Source organism: Pseudomonas sp. FP198, from assembly GCF_030687895.1.
Taxonomy (GTDB): domain Bacteria; phylum Pseudomonadota; class Gammaproteobacteria; order Pseudomonadales; family Pseudomonadaceae; genus Aquipseudomonas.
Genome location: NZ_CP117452.1, coordinates 2,937,530 through 2,959,171 on the forward strand (window position 1 = coordinate 2,937,530; position 21,642 = coordinate 2,959,171).

At 61.1% G+C, this 21,642-nt stretch carries 16 protein-coding genes; 5 read left to right on the top strand and 11 right to left on the bottom strand.

All coding sequences use genetic code 11. The features are described from left to right. Positions 1–13: 13 nt before the first annotated feature. From PSH78_RS13450 to PSH78_RS13465, 4 genes are all read right to left on the bottom strand, one after another. Entirely contained in the window at positions 14–1,660 is a 1,647-nt protein-coding gene (locus PSH78_RS13450) for an ABC transporter substrate-binding protein (protein WP_305494665.1), read from the bottom strand. Positions 1,661–1,745: 85 nt separating this feature from the next. After that, complete coding sequence (locus PSH78_RS13455) at positions 1,746–3,020, bottom strand: FAD-binding oxidoreductase (protein WP_305494667.1); 1,275 nt, start codon at positions 3,018–3,020, stop codon at positions 1,746–1,748. 36 nt (positions 3,021–3,056) lie between these two features. Further along, positions 3,057–3,725, bottom strand: a complete 669-nt coding sequence (locus tag PSH78_RS13460) for a haloacid dehalogenase type II (RefSeq protein WP_305494668.1) — start codon at positions 3,723–3,725, stop codon at positions 3,057–3,059. A gap of 356 nt (positions 3,726–4,081) precedes the next feature. After that, the gene (locus PSH78_RS13465; RefSeq protein ID WP_305494669.1) at positions 4,082–5,407 is read right to left on the bottom strand and encodes an FAD-binding oxidoreductase; all 1,326 of its coding nucleotides are present in this window, start codon (positions 5,405–5,407) and stop codon (positions 4,082–4,084) included. Between the two features lie 318 nt (positions 5,408–5,725). On the opposite strand from PSH78_RS13465, the gene PSH78_RS13470 reads away from it, so the two are divergent. Further along, entirely contained in the window at positions 5,726–7,186 is a 1,461-nt protein-coding gene (locus PSH78_RS13470) for an aldehyde dehydrogenase family protein (RefSeq protein WP_305494670.1), read from the top strand. A 280-nt stretch (positions 7,187–7,466) separates the two neighbouring features. Here the strand turns inward: PSH78_RS13470 and PSH78_RS13475 are convergent, their stop codons facing one another. The 4 genes from PSH78_RS13475 to PSH78_RS13490 all read right to left on the bottom strand — a co-directional run bounded on the left by PSH78_RS13475 (position 7,467) and on the right by PSH78_RS13490 (position 12,098). Continuing rightward, complete coding sequence (locus PSH78_RS13475; RefSeq protein WP_305494671.1) at positions 7,467–8,159, bottom strand: type 1 glutamine amidotransferase domain-containing protein; 693 nt, start codon at positions 8,157–8,159, stop codon at positions 7,467–7,469. Positions 8,160–8,308: 149 nt separating this feature from the next. Continuing rightward, positions 8,309–9,562, bottom strand: a complete 1,254-nt coding sequence (locus tag PSH78_RS13480) for an OprD family porin (RefSeq protein ID WP_305494672.1) — start codon at positions 9,560–9,562, stop codon at positions 8,309–8,311. 92 nt (positions 9,563–9,654) lie between these two features. Further along, the gene (locus PSH78_RS13485; protein ID WP_305494673.1) at positions 9,655–10,959 is read right to left on the bottom strand and encodes a CitMHS family transporter; all 1,305 of its coding nucleotides are present in this window, start codon (positions 10,957–10,959) and stop codon (positions 9,655–9,657) included. Between the two features lie 56 nt (positions 10,960–11,015). Beyond that, positions 11,016–12,098 carry a 4-oxalomesaconate tautomerase gene (locus PSH78_RS13490; RefSeq protein WP_305494674.1) on the bottom strand — a complete coding sequence of 361 codons (1,083 nt, stop codon included), beginning with the start codon at positions 12,096–12,098 and terminating at the stop codon, positions 11,016–11,018. Positions 12,099–12,265: 167 nt separating this feature from the next. Between PSH78_RS13490 and PSH78_RS13495 the strand changes: the two genes are divergently transcribed. Then, positions 12,266–13,156 (top strand): LysR family transcriptional regulator, encoded by an 891-nt coding sequence (locus tag PSH78_RS13495; protein WP_024777250.1) that lies wholly within the window; start codon positions 12,266–12,268, stop codon positions 13,154–13,156. 38 nt (positions 13,157–13,194) lie between these two features. Here PSH78_RS13495 and tssM read toward each other — a convergent pair whose 3' ends face one another. Genes tssM through PSH78_RS13510 form a run of 3 tightly spaced genes read right to left on the bottom strand, consistent with a single transcriptional unit; the run spans position 13,195 to position 18,815 of the window. Further along, positions 13,195–16,848 carry a type VI secretion system membrane subunit TssM gene (tssM, locus tag PSH78_RS13500; protein WP_305494681.1) on the bottom strand — a complete coding sequence of 1,218 codons (3,654 nt, stop codon included), beginning with the start codon at positions 16,846–16,848 and terminating at the stop codon, positions 13,195–13,197. Between the two features lie 9 nt (positions 16,849–16,857). Then, positions 16,858–18,294, bottom strand: a complete 1,437-nt coding sequence (tssA, locus tag PSH78_RS13505; RefSeq protein ID WP_305494683.1) for a type VI secretion system protein TssA — start codon at positions 18,292–18,294, stop codon at positions 16,858–16,860. Continuing rightward, positions 18,282–18,815, bottom strand: a complete 534-nt coding sequence (locus tag PSH78_RS13510) for a type VI secretion system-associated protein TagO (RefSeq protein ID WP_305494685.1) — start codon at positions 18,813–18,815, stop codon at positions 18,282–18,284. Before PSH78_RS13510 ends, tssA begins: the two co-directional genes overlap by 13 nt. A gap of 399 nt (positions 18,816–19,214) precedes the next feature. Between PSH78_RS13510 and tssB the strand changes: the two genes are divergently transcribed. From tssB to tssE, 3 genes are read left to right on the top strand one after another with little or no spacing between them, the layout of a single operon-like run. Next, complete coding sequence (gene tssB / locus PSH78_RS13515) at positions 19,215–19,718, top strand: type VI secretion system contractile sheath small subunit (protein ID WP_305494687.1); 504 nt, start codon at positions 19,215–19,217, stop codon at positions 19,716–19,718. A 37-nt stretch (positions 19,719–19,755) separates the two neighbouring features. Further along, on the top strand, positions 19,756–21,228 hold the full coding sequence (tssC, locus tag PSH78_RS13520) for a type VI secretion system contractile sheath large subunit (RefSeq protein ID WP_305501255.1): 1,473 nt from the start codon (positions 19,756–19,758) through the stop codon (positions 21,226–21,228). Then, positions 21,229–21,642 carry a type VI secretion system baseplate subunit TssE gene (gene tssE, locus PSH78_RS13525; RefSeq protein ID WP_305494688.1) on the top strand — a complete coding sequence of 138 codons (414 nt, stop codon included), beginning with the start codon at positions 21,229–21,231 and terminating at the stop codon, positions 21,640–21,642.

Here is a 21,642-nt window from a genome sequence, read left to right on the forward strand (position 1 = left end):
AAACCGACCTTCATCAGGCATCCAGCCAGATCTGCTCGGAAAACATGTAGCCCATGAAACCGCCCAGGGGGTTGGCGCCGTAGCCTTTTACGCGCTGGTCGGCACCGTCGATGTTGCTGATGAACACCGGTACGCCGATGCCTCCGTGCTCATGCACCAGCACCTGCATGTCGGCGTACATCTTGCCGCGCTTGGCCTCGTCGGTTTCACCGCGGGCCTGTATCAACAACTGGTCGAACTGCTCGTTTTTCCAGCCTGATTCGTTCCAGGGCGCGCTCGACTGGAAGAACTGCGAGAACAGCATGTCGGCATTCGGTCGCGGATTGATGTTGCCAAAGCTCAAAGGGTGCTTGGCCCAGTGGTTGGACCAATAGCCATCGCTTGGCAGGCGATTGACGTTGAGCTTGAGCCCGGCCTCCTTGGCGGACTGCTGCAGCAGCACCGCGATGTCCACCGAACCGGTCGCCGCGGGCGAGCACATCAGCGGCATGCTGATGCTCTCCATGCCGGCCTTCTTCAACAAGGATCTGGCCTGTTCGGGATCGTAGGCCCGTTGCGGCAAATCGGCGTTGAAGAAGCGTGCCCCGGGCGCAATCGGATGGTCGTTGCCGATCCGCGCATAACCGCGGAAGATCGCCGATTTGATCTGCTCCCGGTCCAGCAACAACTTCATCGCCTGGGTGAACTCCGGACTTTTGCCGGGCATCTGGTCCTGACGGATGATCAGGTCAGTGTAATTGCCCGACGGTGAGTCGATGACCCGATGCCTGGCGCTGGCCTTGATGCGAGTCGTCGAGCGTGGATTGACCTCGTTGACGATGTGCACGTCCCCCGACAACAAGGCGTTGATCCGGGAGGATTCGTCGGCAATGCCGATGAATTCGATCTCGTCCAGGTACGGCAGGCCGGGTTTCCAGTAATTGCTGTTGCGCACGCCAACCGAACGCACCCCGGGCTTGAACTCCTTGACCTTGAACGGGCCGGTACCGACGCCCTGGCTGAAATCGCTGGTGCCCTCGGGCACGATCAACATGTGCGAGACGGCAAGGACCGAGGGCAGTTCAGCGTTGGGGCCGCTCAACTGGATCTGCACTTCATGGGTGCCGACGGCCTTGACGTCGGCGAACTGCGAGGCCAGCGGCAGGACCTTGGAGCCGGTGATCGGGTCCTTGTGACGCAACAGCGAGAACACCACGTCGGCGGCGGTCAATGCCTTGCCGTTGTGGAAGGTCACTTCCTTGCGTAGGCTGATCACCCAGAGCGTGGCGTCCGTGGTCTCGATACGCTCGGCCAGTTCCAGTTGCGGCACCATGTGGCTGTCAAAACGCGTCAGCCCGTTGTAGAACATGTAATGGCGTACGTAGTCGGTGGACGACGAACCTTTGGCCGGGTCCAGGGTGTCGGCGGTGGAACTGGTCGAGCCGGCGACGCGGATGCGTCCGCCAGGCTTGCCTTTGCCTGGGCTGGCGGCTTCCTCATCGGCGAACAGCTTGCCGGCGGTGCCGAACAGGCTGCCGGCGCCCGCCACGGCCACCCCGGCCAACCCCAGCATCTGCAATGCATTGCGGCGTGACATGCCGCGATTGAGCCCTTCGAAAACGCGCAGACTTTCCGTACCTGTTATCAGCTGGGTGTCGATACTGTTTTTTTTGTCAGTCATGTCGGTTCTACCTTTCGCAAATGATAAGGCTCGATGGCTCGCGCTATACGCAATGTGTTGAAACCTGAAGCAGCGCACCCGTCACTCAGTGCAAATAGTCTTGAAGGCGGTAATACGCACCTACCAGCGGCAGGAACCAGGGCTTGCCAAAATGTCCGGGGATGGCCGGCCAGTCGAGTTCGCGCCAAGGGTTGGCCTCGACCTTGCCAGCCATGACGTCAGCCATGACCTGGCCCATGTGCACCGACATCTGCACGCCATGGCCGCTGTAGCCCATGGAGTGGTAAACGCCGGCGTGCTGGCCGGCCCGGGGCAGCCGATCAGAGGTCATGTCGACCAATCCGCCCCAGCAATACTCGACCTTGACGTGGGCCAGCTGGGGGAACATCTGCACCATCGCCGCGTGCAGGACTTTGCCGCTCTTGGCATCGGACACACTGTCGGACATGGCGAACCGCGCCCGCCCGCCAAACAGCAGGCGATTATCCGGCGTGATCCGAAAGTAGTTGCCGATCATCCGGCTGGTGACATAGGAGCGGTGTGCCGGCAGCAAACTGTCGATCAGCGCCTGCGGTAGCACCTCGGTGGCGATCACAAAACTGCCCACCGGCACGATCCGCCGCCGATACCAGCCCAACCCACCTTGCTGGCAAGTGCCGGTGGCCAGCAGGATCTGCGTGGCCTGGAGCGACCCCTTGGAGGTGTTGACCCGATAACCACCGGCGCTGGCTTTCCAGTCGGTTACGGATACGCCCTGAAAAATCAGCGCGCCGTGACGGGCCGCGGCTTCGGCCAACCCTACGCCGAAGCGTCCGACATGCATCTGCACGCCGTTACGCTGCAGCAAGCCGCCATGGAACTGGGCCGAGTTCACTTCAGCCCGGGTTTCTTGCGCAGACAGCAACTCGACCTCGGCATCGACCTCGCGCCGGATCAACTCGGAAGTACGGGCCAACCCTTCGTAGTGCAGGGGCTTGGCCGCCAGCTTGAGCTTGCCATTGCGCTTGAAGTCGCAGGCAATCTGCTCTTGCTCCACCAGCGAGACGACACTCTGCACGGCGCTTTCATAGGCCTGGTAATAGGCGCGCGCCTTGTCGGCGCCGAGGCTCGCACTCAATGACGCGTAGTCCTGGGCGACGCCGGTGTTGCACTGGCCGCCGTTGCGCCCCGAAGCCTCGCCAATGACCCGCCCGCCTTCCAGCACCACCACATTGGCGCCCTTCAAGGCCAGGGACCGGGCGGCGGCCAGGCCAGTGAAACCGCCACCGACGATGGCCACATCGACCTGCCCGGGCAACGCACCGAGCTGGGCACCGGTAAAGGCCGGTGCGGTATCGAGCCAATAAGACTCACTGCCCATGTCTAACCCCTTATGCCTTGAAGCGTGCAATGAGACTCAGAGACCGACCAGGCCGGCCAACCCGCCGATGTCCGGGATCTGGTGGTAACCAAAGGCCGCGTTCGCCGGTTGCTCATGACCCCGGGCCACGAAGGCTTTGTGCTTGATCTTCATGTCGTGGGCCGACATCAGGTCGTAGCGGAAGCTCGAAGACACGTGCAGGACATCCTCCGGCCCGCAGCCGAGGTTATCGAGCATGTACTCGAAGGCCGCCAGGCGCGGCTTGTAGGCTTGCGCCTGTTGAGCCGTGAAGACTTTATGAAAAGGTGCGCCGAGCTTGTCGACGTTGGACATGATCTGCTCGTCCATCGCGTTGGAGAAAATCACCAGGGGAATCTTGTCGGCGATTTTCGACAGGCCTGCCGGTACGTCGGCATGCGGGCCCCAGGTCGGTACGGCATCGTAATAGAGCTGGCCTTCGCCTTTGTATTCGACGCCCCAACGCTTGCAGACCCGGGCCAGGGCCGTCTTGAGAATTTCATCATAGGGCCGCCAGTCGCCCATCACCTGGTCCAGCCGGTAGGCCGAGAAATCCTTGACGAACTGATCCATCTGCTCGGCTGGGACCCGATCGGCGAACAGCTCGCGCGTCATGGTCCCCATCTGAAAGTTGGTCAACGTGCCATAGCAGTCAAAGGTAATGAACTTGGGACGAAGGAAGCTCATGAGTGCGGTCCTGAGTGATGGTTGAGGTCATGAGGGGCAAGCGGTTGCTCGTTCTTGAAGCCTGGCTGCAACGCTGCATCACGGTTTTATTACAGCATCATGAGACCGCGCATAAACGGTTAAAAGTATAGGCCGCTTGGCACAAACCACCGTTTTTCAGGGCCCGCTCAGCAGACTGTGCGGGATGCGCCAAGCCCGGGCACCTGCACCTTTTCCAAGGTGTTCGCGGCCATTTATGGTGCGCAAAAAACCCGTCGAACCGCCGCCAGCGGCAGAATCCACCCCGCCAACGAGAACGGGCGCATTCCCTGAGGATGCGCCCGTTGCTTGTGTTGCCGGTGAGATTTGTACTGGCCTCAGAACTCCGCGACTTTGCCCCAGGCTGAAGACCGGAATCGATCCGGGTGATAGGGACGCGGGTCAACCAAGGGGGTCATGGCGCTGACAATGTCCGCAATCAGATGCCCCGCGCCAGGGCCGATGCCGAAGCCATGGCCACTGAACCCCGCCGCCAGCACCAGGCCAGGCAGGCTCGCTATCTCGCCGATACCCGGGACGCCATCAGGCGTGCTATCCACATAACCTGCCCAGGCGGCGGTGACTGACGAGGTTTTCAGCATCGGGATCAGGTCAACCGCGCGCTTGTAAGTCAGCTCGACAACCGATGCATCGGCTTCAGGATCGAGGATGCGCATCCGCTCCATCGGGGTTGGCTGGTCCAACCGCCAGCGGCCCAGGCCTTCATGCCCCGACTGGAAGCCTTGCAGGCCGCCGGGCGCCAGCTTGCGCCAGCGGCGCTGGAACATCGGCAGGAACTGCGGAGCGAACCGCAACAGTTGCGGGGTCGGGTCAACGCGCCCCCTGCCACTGATAGCCAGCGTGAAACCGCCATCAGAGCGACGGGTCATGGAGACCTCATCCGTGTGGAGTGCGTCCGGTATCTCTTCGGCGCCCTTGGAGACCGACAGTATCGTCTGGCGAATGGACGCCTGGGGAAACCGGATGCCGTACTGGCGGCAGAACGAGGACGCCCATGCGCCACCGGCCAGCACCGCGAGCTTGGTGCGAATGGTGCCCTTTTCGGTAACGACCGCGGATAGCCGGCCGCCTTCGGTCTCGACGCCACGGGCAGCGCAGCCCTGATGCACCGTGCCGCCCAGCTTGATGATCGCCCGCGCAACCGCCGGAGCGGCACGGGACGGGTCTGCCGTACCGTCGCTCGGCGAAAAGACCCCGCCTTTCCAGGACTTGCCGGTCACCCGGCCCCGTTCAGCGGCCTGCTCCGCCGTCAGCATGTGTGTTGTGACATTGACGGTACGGGCAAACTCACCCCACTTTGCCCAACCCGCCAGCTCTGTCTCGTTGTTGCTCAGATAGAGCAAACCGCACCTTCTGAATCCGGTGTCCTCGCCGGTCTCTGCGGCGAACTGTTCCCACAGTTCCAGGCTCTTGGTCGACAGCGGCAGTTCGCGAGCGTCCCGATTCTGCTGACGGCACCAACCCCAGTTTCGACTCGACTGCTCCGCACCCACGCGCCCCTTCTCCACCAGCGCGACTTTCATGCCGCGCTTGGCCAGGTAGTAGGCCGTGAAGGTTCCGATAATGCCGCCGCCGATCACGACAACGTCAGCGTGCGTCGGCAGTTCAGAATTCGTCTCTACGGAAGTTAACGGTGCAGGCATTTTGGGATGTCCATTGAAGGGCGGTGAGCGGTGGCGTTATTACAACACCATGAAACCGTGCATGAACGGCTAAAAGTATAGGCCGCCTGGTACAAAGCACCGTTTTGCCCGACCTGTTCAGCAGACTTTGCGGGACGCTCCGAACCCGGGCGTTGCGGTCGGAGGCGTCAGAGCCTGGCAGGCCATGGTTAATGGGAAGTTAGCCTGGCAGATACGGCAGATTCTCCTTTGGGCACTTGAACAACGGCATATTTTGTCCGGGCCGCTTTGTTAGCTTATTGAGCAGACTCGACATGCCGCTCTAAAGGAACGCCTTGGATGACTACTCAATCTTCGAATCGCTACAGTGTTGATCCGCAATCGGCTCAGCGGTTTTATATCAATGGCGGTTGGACTGCGCCGGCCAACCCGGCCAGCCTGGCGGTGGTCAACCCGGCGACCGAAGAAGTGGTCGCCCAGGTCGCCAGCGGCTCTGCCGAGGATATTGATCGGGCGGTGGCAGCGGCGCGCGCCGCGTTTGCCGGTTGGTCTGCCACCTCGACGGCGTCGCGCGCGCTGCTGCTGGGCAAGATCCATGAGCTTATCCTTGAGCGAAAAGAAGCGTTTGCCCAGGCGATCTCCCTGGAAATGGGCTCGGCCATCGCTGCCGCACGGGCAATGCAGGTACCCCTGGCGGCCGAACACGTTCGGGTCGCGCGGGATCTGCTGTCCACCTATCGTTTCCAGACGCTCGAGGGCACGACCGCAATCCGACGCGAACCCATAGGCGTCTGCGCTCTGATCACGCCCTGGAACTGGCCGCTTTACCAGATCACCGCAAAGGTCGCCCCGGCGCTGGCGGCCGGATGCACGGTGGTGCTCAAGCCCAGTGAGCTTTCACCGCTGAGCGCCCTGTTGTTTGCACAGGTGGTGCATGACGCGGGCGTGCCACCGGGGGTCTTCAACCTGGTGAACGGCAGCGGCCATGTGGTCGGCGCGGCGATGGCGGAACACGCTGATATCGACATGATTTCGATCACCGGCTCAAACCGCGCGGGCACGCTGGTGGCGCAGGCGGCCGCCCCGACGGCAAAACGGGTCGGCCAGGAATTGGGTGGTAAATCGCCGAACATACTGCTTCCCGACGCGGACTTTGCCAAAGCCGTCCCGGCCGGCGTGCTGGCGGCGCTGCGCAACGTTGGACAATCATGCAGCGCCCCAACCCGAATGATCGTTCCCAAGGACCGACTGGCTGAAGTCGAAGCGCTGGCGGCCGCAACCGCCAACGCCATCATCGTTGGCGATCCGCAATCGCCGGAGACGGTACTCGGCCCGATTGCCAATCAAGCCCAGTTCAATCGCGTGCAAGCGATGATCGAGACCGGCCTCCACGAAGGCGCAAAACTGCTTTGCGGCGGTCTCGGACGCGTGCCCGGTTTTGAAAAGGGTTACTACACCCGCCCGACAGTGTTCTCCGAAGTGGATAACGCCATGCGCATCGCCCAAGAGGAAATCTTCGGGCCGGTGCTATGCATCATTGCCTATGAAACGATCGACGAGGCGGTGGCTATTGCGAACGATACGGTCTACGGGCTGGGCGCCCACGTCCAGTCACAAGACCTTGACCTGGCGCGCGCGGTGGCTTCTCGGATCCGCGCCGGGCAAGTGCTCCTGAATTACCCCGCGTGGAATCCCATGGCGCCGTTCGGTGGTTACAAGCGATCGGGCAATGGCCGTGAGTACGGCGTCTTCGGGCTTGAGGAATATCTGGAAACCAAGGCGATCGTCGGGTTCGGCTGATCGCCCTATGAAAGCCCTGATGCGGTGTATTTAATGAAGCATATGAATCTGTGGCGAGGGGATTTATCCCCGCTGGGCTGCGAAGCAGACCCAAAAGGTTAAAGGCGTGCAACCTAACACTCCGTGGTGGCGGGTTTTAGGGCTGCTGTGCAGCCCAGCGGGGATAAATCCCCTCGCCACAAGGATTCGACATCCTTCACTCACAGCATTACCAATCAAAGCCCTTCGTACCCGCACCCTTGAGTATCAGGCGCCGAATAAGCCGCTCAATAAACCTGACTCAACCCGCCTGTTCCGCCTCCAACCGCTTGAGCAGCGCCTTGGCGGCCGCTTCGGACGAGGCAGGATTCTGCCCGGTGATCAGATGCCCATCCTCGACCACGTGGCTGCCCCAGTCCGCCCCTTTGGAATACTCGCCGCCCTTGGCCTTGAGCATGTCCTCCACCAGGAACGGGACCACTTGGGTCAACCCCACCGCCTCTTCTTCGGAGTTGGTGAAACCGGTGACTTTTTTACCCTTGACCACGGGTTGGCCGTCCGGGGCATTGACGTTCTTGAATACCCCGGGCGCGTGGCAGACGGCTGCGATGGGTTTATTGGCCGCGTAAAACGCTTCGATGAGGGTCTTGGAGTCGGTGTCCTCGGCGAGATCCCACAGGGGGCCATGACCGCCGGGATAAAACACCGCATCGAAGTCATAGGGGTCGACCTCGCCCAGCGGCACGGTGTTGGCCAACGCCGCTTGGGCCTGGCTGTCGGCGCCGAAGCGACGGGTTGCATCAGTCTGGGCGTCCTCTTCATCGCTCTTGGGGTCCAGCGGTGGTTGCCCGCCCTTCGGCGACGCAAGCGTGACCGTGGCCTTGGCATCGACGAACACGTAATAGGGAGCGGCGAATTCTTCCAGCCAGAAGCCGGTTTTCTTGCCGGTGTCGCCCAACTGATCGTGAGATGTAAGGACCATTAGAATCTTCATGTGAACCTAGCCTCCGCGCGGTGAATGGGCGACGTGCGTGCGCCCTGTACTAGTGTCAGAGGCTGCGTTGGGGGAGACGTTCAAGTGGGTGTAAGGGAACGCCATGATTTCGTCATGCCCCATTTCCGCCCTCGGCGCCGGCCAGGCCGTTACCAAAGCGCAATATCGTAGGTCAGGTAGAGACGGTTACTGTCACGGCCCCTGGCAAAATCCGCGCGATAGACATAGTTGCGCAGTTTCACACCCAGCCCTTTGAAGGTGCCCTGCTGCACGACATAGGCCACTTCTGCATCCCGCTCCCATTCCTTCACGGCGCTGTCGGATTTGCCATCATCGCCGCTGAGGTAACGACTGGAAAACGTCAGGCCGGGAATGCCGAGGCGCGCGAAGTCGTAGCCGTAACCGAGCATCCAGGTTCTCTCGTCTTCCTCGATGAACTTGCCGATGCCGGCGTTGCTGAAGGAGTAGACCGTCGCGCCGCTGATATAAGGCAAGCCTCCTTCCCCGCTGAGCTTCTGGTAGCCGGCGCTGAAGGTGTGGCCGATGACGGCATACGACAGCAGCCCGCTGAGCATGTCGTTATCGAGGTTCCCGCCGTAGGCCGAGCCGGCATCGGCGCTGTTGAAGTAGCGCAGATCGCTGGTGAGAACCCCGTGGCCAAGCGGCAGGTCGTGCTGGATGCCAGCGAAGTTCTGTCGGTAGAAGTTCTCCAGCTCGCCATAGAAGTAGCTCAGGCGCAGGGTCTTGCCCAACTTGTAGTCGGCGCCGGCGTAGCTGAAGTCGCCTGACTGATCGCCACCATAACCGTCGGGCACGATCGGCATGCTGTCGCTTGAATCGCGCAGTTTGAAACGCTGCAGATGCCCGCCAGTCAGGCTGAGGTTGTCGATGTCGCTGCTGTTGATCTGCGTTCCCTGGTAGGTCTGCGGCAACAGGCGCGCATCGTTGTAGATCAACAGCGGATTCTTCGGCAACAAGGTGCCGTGCTTGAGGGTGGTCTTGGCCACCCGGGCCTTGGCGGTCATGCCGGCCCTGGCAAACTCGTCGGCGGCGCGCCCGTCGTCATGCACCGGCAGCAGGCCGGTGCCGCTGCGCCCGCGCCCGGAATCAAGCTTGACCCCAAGCAGGCCCAGGGCATCGACGCCGAAACCGACGGTGCCCGGGGTATAACCTGACTGATAATCCAACAGGAAACCCTGGGCCCATTCGGTGCGTTCGCTCTTGGCGGTCCTGGCGGCCCGCGCGCTCATGCCATGTTCGTCGCGAAAGTTCTCATTGAAGTAGACGTTGCGCAGTTGCAGCTTCAACTTGCTGTCGTCGATGAAACCTTCGGCGCTGGCCGTGGACAGCGGCAACAGGCCGAGGATCGGAAACCAGGCCGCGCGGGTCAGGTAATTGCTCATGTGTCGGATTTCTCATTGTTGTTATTTGGCGCGCAGGCCAGCGCACTCCCCCTGTGGGGAGCGTCAGGCAAGCAGCAAGGTTGTCGGGTGACTCAGGAGAACAGCGTCAGCGCCCCGGTCAGCAGGGCCAGCGCGGTAATCACCAGGGAGGTGAGCACCGCCCATTTGAGGGTGGCTTTCTGGAAGTCGCCGAGGTCGCGGTCGACCATGCCCACCAGCAACAGGGTCGAGGCCACCAACGGACTCATCAGGTGCACCGGCTGACCGAGAATCGATGCCCGGGCAATTTCCACCGGATGAATGCCGTAGGCAGCGGCGGCGTTCGCCAGGATCGGCACCACACCGAAGTAGTAGGCATCATTGGACAGCACGAACGTCAGCGGCATGCTGGTAATCGCCACCACCAGCGGGAACAGATGGCCCCAGGATGGCGGGATCCAGTCGACCAGGGTCTGCGCCAGGGCATCGACCATTTTGGTCCCGGAAAAGATCCCGGCAAAAATGCCCGCCGCGAACACCAGCAAGACCACGGTCATGGCGTTGCCCGAATGAGCGAGGATGCGCTCCTTCTGGATATCCAGCTGCGGATAGTTGATCACCAGCGCCAGGACAAAACCGATCAGGAACAGGATCGCCGAATGCATGAGGCCCATCACCAGCGCGACCATCACCGCGATCACCAGCAGCAGATTGACGTAGGCCAGCTTCGGACGCTTGTGCGGCGTGTCTTCAAGAATCGCCTTGATGTAGCAATCACCGCCACCGCTTTGCAGTTGGATGTTGCCAATGCGCTTGCGCTCGGCGCGGCCCAGCAGGTACGCGGTGAACACCACCCAGGCGGCGCCGCCGATCATGGTTGGCAGCAGCGGCACGAAATACTCGCCGGCATCCAGGCCCAACGCTGCGATGGCGCGGGTCGCCGGGCCACCCCAGGGCGTCATGCCGCTCATGATGCTCAGCGACAGCATCGAGACGGTCGCCAGGATCATCGGATTCATGCCGATGCGCTTGTACAGCGGCAGCATCGCGGCGCAGGTGATCATGTAGGTCGTCGTGCCGTCACCGTCCAGGGCCACTAGCAATGACAACAGTGCGGTGCCCACGGCGATCTTCATCGGGTCGCCATTGACGCGCTTGAGAATCTTGCGGATCAGCGGGTCGAACAGGCCGGCGTCGATCATCAGGCCAAAAAACAGGATCGCGAACAGCAGCAGCGCCGCCGACGGCGCGACCATCTTCAGGCCGTCCAGCATCATCTTGCCGGTGGTTCCGCCAAACCCGCCCAGTATTGCGAAGACGATCGGCACGATTGTCAGGGCGACGATCGGCGACAGCCGTTTGGTCATTATCAGGAAGGTAAAGACCACCACCATGGCCAAGCCAAGTAAAGCGAGCATATGTCAGATCTCTTGTTGTTATGGAGTCGCTGATGCAATGACAAAAACGGCCTGGACTATCCGGCCAGGCGCCGGGAAACCGTGGCGTAGACGAAGCCCGAGAAGAGCCGGCGGGCGGTGCGGACCACCGACGCACGGATGGTCTCACCCTTTTCGCCGGTGTAGGACAACACCACGTCAATGCCGCCGCTCGGGTGCTCGATGCGCACCCGCTGCAAGCGCGGTTCGCTGGCGCCGCCAAGCAGGTTGGCGGCAACGCTGCCGTCGGTCACGCACGCCGTCGCCAGGCCGATCGAGCCGGTAATCGCCAGGGCGCGATGGCAGTTGTGCGGCATGAAGTAGCGCACTTGAATCGTCCCGCCGCTCTTGGCCGCGGACACCAGCACCGGCTTGGGAATCACCTTGTCGCTGACGTCGCCCAGGCCCATCGCGAGCCCGGCTTTCAGTCGCAACGACTCCAGGCGTTGCAGGAAGGCCTTGTCGGCGTCCAGTTCGGCCGGGCTTTCGTCGCCACGCTTGCCCAATTGGCTGGCCTCGATGATCAGCATCGGCATGGCCATGTCGATACAGGTCACCGGGACGCCGTCGATCAGGTCAAGGGGTTGCCCGGTCGGGAAGAGTTTGCCGGTCTTGCTGCCCGCGGCGTCGAGGAAGGTCAGTTGCACTGGCGCCGCCGTGCCGGGCACGCCATCAATGGCGGTGTCGCCCTCGTAGCTGACCTTGCCTTCCGGAGTCTGCACCTCGGCGTTGACGAATGTGCCGGTGTTGAGGTTGCGGATACGCACCCGGGTCAGCTCGCCTGTCGCCTTGACCAGGCCCTGCTCGATGGCGAACGGGCCGACGGCGCAGAGCATGTTGCCGCAGTTGGGCGCGGTATCGACCCGCCGCTGGGACACCATGACCTGCACAAACAGGTAATCCACATCGGCCTCCGGATGCAGCGAAGGACTGACGATCGCCACTTTGCTGGTTTGCGGGCTGCCACCGCCGATGCCGTCGATTTCCAGCTCATGACCGGAGCCCATCAGGTTAAGCAGCAACTCGTCTCGTTCGGCGATCACCGCAGGCAAATCCCAGGCGAGAAATACCGGACCTTTGGACGTGCCGCCGCGCATGAGTACACAAGGAATTCGTTGCATGAACACTAACTCTTGTTGATCAATCTGGATAATTGATGTTCTGGACACAAGAGTGGCAGGGTTTAAAAAGTGATTCCAATGCAAAGATCGGAGTTATTATTGCGTTTCACAAAAGAATTAATCTACGATTCGGGGCGTGTTCACAGCCCCGCTCAGCGAGATAAAAAATGGAATATGAACTGCAGGACATCCGATCTTTCGTGAAAATCGCCGAACTGGGGAGTTTTCATGAAGCCGCCGATGCGCTGCACCTGTCCCAGCCGGCCCTGAGCCGGCGCATGAAAAAGCTTGAGGAAGGCTTGGGCACGGCCCTGCTTGATCGCACCACGCGCAAGGTCAGCCTGACCAGCGTCGGGCGGGATTTCCTGCCCAAGGCGCGGCGCTTGCTGGATGATTTCGACGACTCGATTCTCAACATCCGCGAGCTGGCGGAACGACAGATCGGCCGGGTGACCCTGGCCTGCATCCCGACGGCGGCGTTCTATTTCCTGCCTTCGGTGATCCGGCTCTACAACGAGCGCTACCCTAAGATCCGCATCCGCCTGCTCGACCTCAGCGCCAACGAAGGATTGGAGGCAGTACTGCGCGGCGAAGCCGATTTCGGCATCAACATGATGAGCGGCCAGCACCCGGACATCGAATTCGTGCCGCTGGTCAACGAACCCTTTGTATTGGCCTGCCGGCGCGACCACGAGCTGGCTGGACGCAGCGCCGTAACCTGGTCGGAACTCAGCGATTATCGATTGATCGGGGTCGGGCGCCTGAGCGGCAACCGCATGCTGCTCGATCACGCGCTGTCTGGCCTGAGCTGGCGTCCGCAGTGGTTCTACGAAGTGCAGCATTTGTCCACCTCCCTCGGCCTGGTCGAGGCCGGCCTCGGGGTGTCGGCGATGCCCAGCCTGGCAATGCCTGCCGGGGACCATCCAACACTGGTCAGCGTGCCGCTGATCGAGCCGGTGGTGAACCGGTCATTGGGCCTGGTCTATCGACGAGGGGCTTCGCTGTCGCCTGCCGCGGAGAAGTTCGTCTCGATCCTGCTGGAGCAGTGGCCACAGTAGAGCGCTCTTTGCACCGGCAAATTTAATTGGCAGCTGATTTATAGGCGCTCATCGTTGAGCGCTGTTGCGGCGACATCTTCAACTTCGCTTACGGCTTTCTTTGATCGATGCTCCTCCAGCAACGTCCGCGGCAATACAAACCCTTCAAAACTGCGCTGGGTAATCGGGTTGTTGGCCTTCTCCGCTCCAATCCGATAACGCATCAACCCATCGGCGACAGCAAAAGTCAGGTCCACGCTGGTATCGGTTCTTCCATTGAGGTGCCCGCGGCTGAGCAGTCGAAACAGTGACCACGGTCCGCGAAAGCTCATGCTGGCGGTGTTGCCGGTGCTGTGCACCAGGGTCAACTGGCTACCGTTGGTGTTGCCCAGACTGTTGGGCCACACCAGTCCCGTGCGTTGCGGCGCGCCGTGCTGATAGGGGATCAGTTGGCCGTCGACGCTGAGCATGCTGCTCAGGCGGGTCGCGCTCAGGGCTAGAGGTTCGATGGTGAGCTGTACGGCCAGATGGCCGCGATGGTTGAAGAAGGTGTCACGGATGCGCTCCGCCTTCTTGAGCTGTGCCAGTACGTCGCTGCGTACCAGGTAGCCGCCGAGGCTGTCTGAATACAGGGCGTCTAGGTTGTCCTTGAGAAATACGTTCAGGTATTGATCGTGGAACTGCTGCAGACGCCCTTGTGGGCCGAAGAAAGCTTCGAAGTCCTCCAGCGAGGCGTCCTCGCCGCTGACCTTGAATGGGTACCGACCCGCCAAGCGCTCACGGTAGAAGCTGTAGATTTCACTGTCCCAGCGTTTTTCCAGTTCGCGTAAGGCGGCAATAACCAGTACCTGGGAGGTCTGGTCGGCGAGTTTCTTGACGTGCTGGTTCAGCGGTTCGGGCAGACCCACGGCGACGCGTTGCAGGTTGGCAATCGGGTCAGCACCGTCCAGGGAGAAGCGGTTGAGTACGGTTTTCAACGCCGCTTTACCGGGATCCGGATTGTCGTGCACGGCCTTGGCGTAGTCATAAACGGCGCTGACCGAGCGCAGGGTTCCTTCGTAATAGGACGGCTGCTCACCTCGCGCAGTGATCAGCTCCGCCAGGCTGGAGAACGCGCGCCGAATACCTGCCGCTTGCTGCTGACCGTCCGATACCTTTTCCAGCGCAAGCGGCGCCTGCCCTTCGATCAAGTTCACGGCAGGGTAGATCACGCTGTTGTCGCGCAGGGTTTCCAGCAAGCGTCGCAGCGGTGCGGCCGGGCCGGTGACCTGTTCCAAAACGGCCACGCCGTGGCTGAGGTCATCGAAGTCAGTCACCGCAAATTGATTCAGCGCCCGTCGCCAGCTGTCCACATAGTCGGCGCTGTAGAGAGCCCGGATACGTTGGGTCAGCACTTTGCGATCTTCATCGGAGTAGTCCAGACGTTGGCGTTCGCCGAGCACCCATTGGTCGATCATGGCCAGCTCGATGATGCCCTCGCTGCCGGGCTCGAAGTAGTCCTTGAAGCCCCTGGCGGTGAGCAGCGGCGGCAATTGCAGGCCGCTGCCCTCTTGATCGGTGTTCAGTGGACGGTAGACGATATCGAACGCGGGGCCGACCTCATTGCGCAGGTCCAACGGGTGATGCAACCGCTCCAGGGCGTCCTGTTTCAGGCTCACGTAGACCCGTTCGGCCATGGGCAACTGGCGCAATTGCTGCTGCACCTGGGCAATGCGCTCACGGTAGTGCGGCAGATCGGCATCGGCATATTTCAGCGCGTATCCCAGGTGCCCCATCAAGTCGGCCTGCAACTGACCCTGGCCCGGATAGGCGCGCTGCCACTGCTTGGCGACCCATTCTTCTACGATGGCCGGACGGCGGTTTTGCCGCTCTTCGAGCATGCGATAGACGCGCAAGGCCGCCAGTTGCTGATTGCTGCCGGAGGGCGCGGCGTTGATGGTATCCAGCACACCGCTGGCAATCGCCGGCAGGAAGCGTTTGGACAGCAGATTCAGATAGGCCTCATCCACCGTCGGGCCAATCGCCCTCCCCTGATACAGCCCCATATCCGACAGCAACGGCCACGCCTCACGGTAGTCGCCATACACCTGCACCGCATCGCGGATCAGATCCAGCGGGACCAACAGATTGCGACCGGTGGGGTCGACCCTGGCGTCAATGTCTCGTCCACTGAAGTCCTGGCTCTTGGCCAAGACGCTGGCAGCCTTGTCGCGGTTGATGTTGAAGTACAACTGCCAGGTGCCGATGACGACCAAACAGCCCAAGAAGGCGACAATGAATCCGGCGATCAGCAACCGCCGCTTGCTGCGGGCCACCTTGATGTTGTCACCCGCCAGACCCGCTTCGGGGTAGATCACCCGCTGGAACAGTTGCTGGGCAAAGTAGATGGCTGTGCCACCGGCTGGTTTGACTTCGGGTGGCGGTGGCGGCAGTTGATAGGCTTGCCCTGCTTCTTTGACGAAGGCATTGCTCAGGGTGCCCTGCTGCAACACGGAAGAGAAATACAGCCCGCGCACCAGCGCCGGTGTAGTGAAACGATCGCTGCCGAGCATCTCACTGAGGAAGCCAAACAGGGCCGGGCGCAAGCCCGCCATCTGATGCATCAGCGCCTGCAAGCGATCACGCTCATCCAATGTGCGCGACTCCCTGGTGCTATTGAAAACCTGTTCGCTCAGGCAGACGACAAAGGTTTGGTAATGGCGCGTCAGTTCCGCCAGCCAGGCATCGAAATCATCCACCGCGTCCAAGCTGAAGGTGAAACCCAGCAGGTCTTCACGCCCGCTGCGTGACAAGCGGGCGAAGAACTCTTCAAAGCCTTCCAGCAGGTCGAACTTGCTCAGCGTCAAGTACACCGGCAAGCGCGTGCCCAACTGCCTGGTCAGCTCAAACAGCCGGGTGCGCAGCAGGTTGGCGTGAGCCTTGCGCTGCTCGGGACGTTGCGCCAACAAGACCTGCACATCGATCACCAGGACCACGCCGTTCAACGCTCGACGGCTGCGGTTGCGCGTCAGCCAGTCGAGAAGGTGCGACCAAAGGCGCGGGTGGATGCCAGCGGGCAATACCGGTTTGACCTTGCCCTGCACTGCCCTCCACTGCGCAGCATCGTCACCGGTTGGCTCCGGATGGCTGAGAAACTCGCCCGGAGGGTCGATCAACACCGCCTCATCACCGATCCACCAGTCCACCGGATAAGCCAACTGCTCTTCCTGATGCGCCCTGACACCGACCTTGGTCACATGAGACAGAGAAAAGCTCTGGTTGGAGCGGGTGATCAGGCTGGTCTTACCGGCATTTTCCTCGCCCAGCACCAGGTACCACGGCAGTTGATAGAGCGAACGGCGGCGCTCCATGTTGTTCAACAGATTGCCCAGACTGCGGTCCAGCGCCCGCTCCTGCGCCTCGATGTAAGGCAGGCAGGGGTCGGCCTGTACGTCGGTCTCATGTTGGCGTTCAAGCTGCAAACGCTGATAACGATTACGCACCCGCCATGCCCAGATCAGCAACGGCACCACCAGCACCACGACGCTGGCCGAGATGCGCATCGTCAGTTCACTCAGCGGTTGATGCTCACGCCAGGTCCACTGCGGGCCCAGCCACCAGATGGCGATCAACAAGAACACCATGCCCAGCAGCACCAAAACTGGCACCGCCTGGTTGAACTGGCGCAGCACCGGCAGGCCCCAGCGTTTGAGGTAACCCCAGACCATCCCCATAAATCGCTCCTACTCCTTAACCGCTTTGATCAAATGACTGTCGTCGATGGGTTGCGCCACTTTCCGGTACAACTCCGGCTCCCAGCCCTGCACCGTGGTATCGCGCATCAGCCGCGCTACGTTGGCGTACAGGTCGTCCGCCAGCCATGACAACCCTCGCGATGCCAGCAGGTCGGCGGCAATCACCGTGGCGTAGCAGCGCTGACGTGGGGCGTCATGGGTGGCATGCAGTTCCTGCAGGCGCAGCAGCACCACTTCCACGCCTTCGGTGTTGAGCTGACTGGCCAGTTCGTCGCGCAGACCGGCGTACTCCTGCACCGGGCTACCGGTGGTTTGCGCCTGATCGGCGCCGCTGATCCAGGCCTGGGTCTGCGCATCCACAAACGGCGTGCCGTCGCTGAAGCACAACTCCAGTAGGGCCGGCAGGCGGCAGACAAACCGCTCGCAGGTCTGGCGGATGGCGCCTGCCACTTGCTCCATCGCAAGGCGCGAGGCGACGTGGGCGGCCAGGTAGCTGCCGCGCAGCCAATACGGTGAAGCGCAGATACTTTTTTCGAGGCGCAGCAGCAGGTTCAGATCCAGAGCGTTATGGTTCAGCGCATCTTGGTAACCATCAACGATATCCTTGGGCACGGCCGTCAATTCGGTACGACGGTCGCGAGTGATGGGAGGTGCAGTGCGCAAATGCGACCACAGGCCGTAGCGTCGTAATTGGTAGCCGGTAGGGTCGTAGAGGTCCTGCTGATTGATCTGCTCGGCCATGTTCAATACGGCGCGGCGTTGTTCACGCTCGTTGCTGGGCGCTTGCGGTTTGGGGCTGGGGAAAAAAGCTGACTCCAGCACGCTGCCGGAGGTGGCCGTACGAGCGGGCGCGGTGGCAACAACCGGCTCGCTGTATTTGTCCAGCTGACGTTGCAACGTATCCAGCTGCGCCGGATCGAGCCTGGCGCTTTCGACACAGCGTTGCAGCTTGGCCAGGGCCAATCCTGCCGCGGCTTGATAGGCAGGCGCAAAACTGCTGCGCTCCAGGGTCGGCAACACCTGCCCAAGGTCAGCCAATAAACGCTGCACCAGCTTGCGCTTGTTCAAATATCCCATCGGGCCGGGTTTGGGGTAGGCACTGTCCCAATACAGTTCGACCATGCCGGCTATCAAGCTCAGGGCATCGGCCCAGCGCGCCCACTGCCGGGTACGCAGCCATACCACTTGCAGGTGGGCGACGATCCGCCAGTGCTTGCACTGGGTGCAGAGATACTCGCGGGAGGCTTCGTCGATATACGCCCAGTCGATATCGCCCTCGCGCAGGCCACCGAGCTTGACCATTTCCTGGTCGATGGCCTGGTAGGTTTCATCCTCGACATCAAAATGGCCGGCGGCTTGCTCGGGATCGATGGGCGTCAACAGCAGCTTGACGGTGTCCGCCGGCACGTCGATCACCAGCGACATACTTGGCGCTCCTGCTCGATCAGTTCGCCCAGCCCTTGAGCGTCGAATACCAAGCCGTGCAGCCTGGGGTAGTCGCTTTCAAGTCTCAGGCGTTGGCCGCCGCCCATGTTGCGCAACAAGGCAATGGCCTGTAACCCACGTCCGGCATCCACCACCAGGCCGGCATCGTCCAGCACTTGCCACTGATAGGCCTCGGAAACCGGGCGCTCGTCCTTGAACAGCTGAACGCGAATCTTGTTGGGCTTGGCCGGTTCATCCAACACCAATTGCAGGCGGGAAATTTGCGATTCGCAGCTGATGGCCAGGTACGGCCGAGGCGGCAACGCCCCCAGGGCCGGGGCAGAAATCACCAGCCGCTGTAGCCGGTCGTTGTCCGGCTCCGGGAATGACGACAGCAAGAAACGCTGGTCCTCGGGTGGACGCTTGACTTCATTGCGTTGGACCAGATCGACAATCGGCAGTACCCGGCCCAGGGCACGTGGTGCCGCTGGTGCGTGATGAATGGGCGTACCAGCGGCCAAATCAAAACACTCCAGCCGCTTCAAGGGCGAGACGATGGAGGGGCAATCTTGAGTCGCTGCCTGCACGTCCATGAACACAACAATCGTCAAGCAGAACCCTGACTTCCATCCCAACCGCTTGTTGCGCATCCATATCCCCTGATATCCGAAAGTTGCCTCCGCCAACCTTACAAGCGTTACCCAAGTTCTAATTGATAGGCAAGTAAAGGCGAGTGACTTTCCTTCCAAATTACAATTTAAAGAGCCGTCCGTCAGACGCAAGCCAAATAGTATGCCGGGAAATAAACCTACGTAAAAACTATGACTTTTCCTACATCCACGGCGTATAGACTTTTTCCTACATGACAAACCTTGAAATAGGTGCTTTTAATAAGCGAACTTCGCGAAAAGGACTTTCCCATGTCGAAAACTCAGGGTTCTGTCGCGCCCAAAGAGCGCATCAACATCAAATATGTCCCGGCCACAGGCGACCAGACAGCGGAAGTGGAACTACCGCTGAAGTTATTGATTACCGGCGACTTCAAAGGTCATGGCGAACTGACCGCCCTTGAGGATCGACAATCCACTCGGATCGACAAAGACACTTTCAATGACGTGCTGGTCAAAGCAGAAGTTTCCGTAGACATGACAGTTCCGTCTGTTTTGAACAACGACCATGACACCGATTTGAATGTGCAGCTGCATTTCAAAAACATCAACGACTTCGGCCCTGACGCCATCGCCCGCCAAGTACCGGAATTGAATAAGTTGTTGGAATTACGCGAAGCCCTGATTGCACTCAAAGGCCCCATGGGCAATGTCCCGGCCTTCCGTAAGCACCTGCAAAGTCTACTGACCGATGAAACCGCCCGTCAGCGTCTGGCCAGCGAGCTTAACCTGGTGCTCGACGCGCCCCACAACTGATTTGAACGCCCTTCTCAACGGAGTATTCCCCATGCCCATGGAAAGCGCCGCCGCCCAAGTATTGGTGGCTGACGAAGCGCCGTCGTTGCTCGACCAACTGCTGGCCAACACCACTATCCGCCCCTCGCAGGAAGGCTACGCGGTCGCCCGCCAAGGCGTGGCCGCGTTCATCAGCGAGATTCTGCAAAGCGGTGATCACCAGCGACCGGTGAACAAGCACCGGGTTGACCAGATGATTGCCGAAATCGACCGCGCCTTGAGCAAGCAGATGGACGTAATCCTGCACCAGCCGCAGTTCCAGCAACTGGAGTCGGCGTGGCGTGGGCTGAAGCTGCTGGTGGATCGCACCGATTTTCGCGAAAACATCAAGCTGGAGATGCTGCACGTCACCAAAGAAGAGCTGCTTGACGACTTCGACAACGCCGGCGATATCACCCGCAGCGGCCTGTACAAGCATGCCTACACCGCCGGCTACGGCCAGTTCGGTGGTGAGCCGATCGCGGCGATGATTGGCAATTACACCTTCGGCCCGTCGTCCCCGGACATGAAGCTGTTGAGCTACGTCGCCTCAGTAGGTGCCATGGCCCATGCCCCGTTCGTAATGGCTGCCGGCCCTGAGTTCTTCAACCTCAAGAGCTATCAGGATCTACCATCGCTCAAGGAAGTCAGCGATATCTTTGAAGGCCCCGGCCACACCAAATGGCGCAGCCTGCGCGAGATGGAAGACTCCAAATACATTGCCGCAACGCTGCCGCGCTTTTTGCTGCGCTCGCCGTACGACGGGCTGGAGAACCCGATTCGCAGCTTCGGCTACAACGAAGCCGTCGATGGTAACCACAATAACTACCTATGGGGCAACACCGCGTTCCTGATGGCCTCACGCATCACCGACAGTTTCGCCCGCTACCGCTGGTGTCCAAACATCATCGGCCCACAATCCGGCGGCGCGGTGGACGACTTGCCGGTGCACCTGTACGAATCCCTCGGCCAGCTGCAGGCCAAGATCCCCACCGAAGTGCTGATTTCCGACCGCAAGGAATTCGAGCTGGCCGAAGCCGGCTTCATCCCGCTGACCATGCGCAAGGACAGCGACAACGCGGCGTTCTTCTCCGCCAACTCGGTGCAAAAACCGAAGAACTTCCCCAAGACCCGCGAAGGCCAGGAAGCCCAGACCAACTACAAGCTCGGCACCCAGTTGCCGTACCTGTTTATCGTCAATCGCCTGGCCCACTACATCAAGGTGCTGCAGCGCGAACAGATCGGCAGTTGGAAGGAGCGCCAGGACCTGGAGCGCGAACTGAACACCTGGCTCAAGCAGTACATCGCCGACCAGGAAAATCCTTCCTCCGATGTACGCAGCCGTCGCCCCTTGCGCGCCGCGCAAATTATCGTACAGGACGTGGCCGGCGATCCGGGCTGGTACCAGGTGTCGTTGGCGGTGCGCCCGCACTTCAAGTACATGGGCGCCAACTTCGAGATCTCGCTGGTCGGTCGGCTGGACACTCAATAAGTGGGCAGCAGCCTGTTCGAACGCCTGGAACCCGACGCACCGCGCTACCGCCCAGGCCGCGCGGATGAGCAGGCGCGCCAGCGCGTCGAGGCGATCAAACGCCACTTGGAACAGGTGCTCAACTCACGTCAGGGCTGCTCGCAAAGCAGCCCTGAACTGGGCATGCGCGATTTCAACGGCGTCACCCAGGCCAGCAGTGATCTGGTGGTGGCCATCAGCGCCGATATCCGGCGCTCGGTGGAGGCGTTTGAACCGCGCATCAAGGTCACGGGCGTGCGCTATCAGCCCGAACCGGACCTGCCGCTGGAGCTGAACTTTCGCCTCGATTGCCAGGTGCGGGTCAACCACAAGGAAGAACGGGTGCAGATCGAGGTGGCCATGCATGGCCGCGACGGCTACACCCGCGTGAGATGA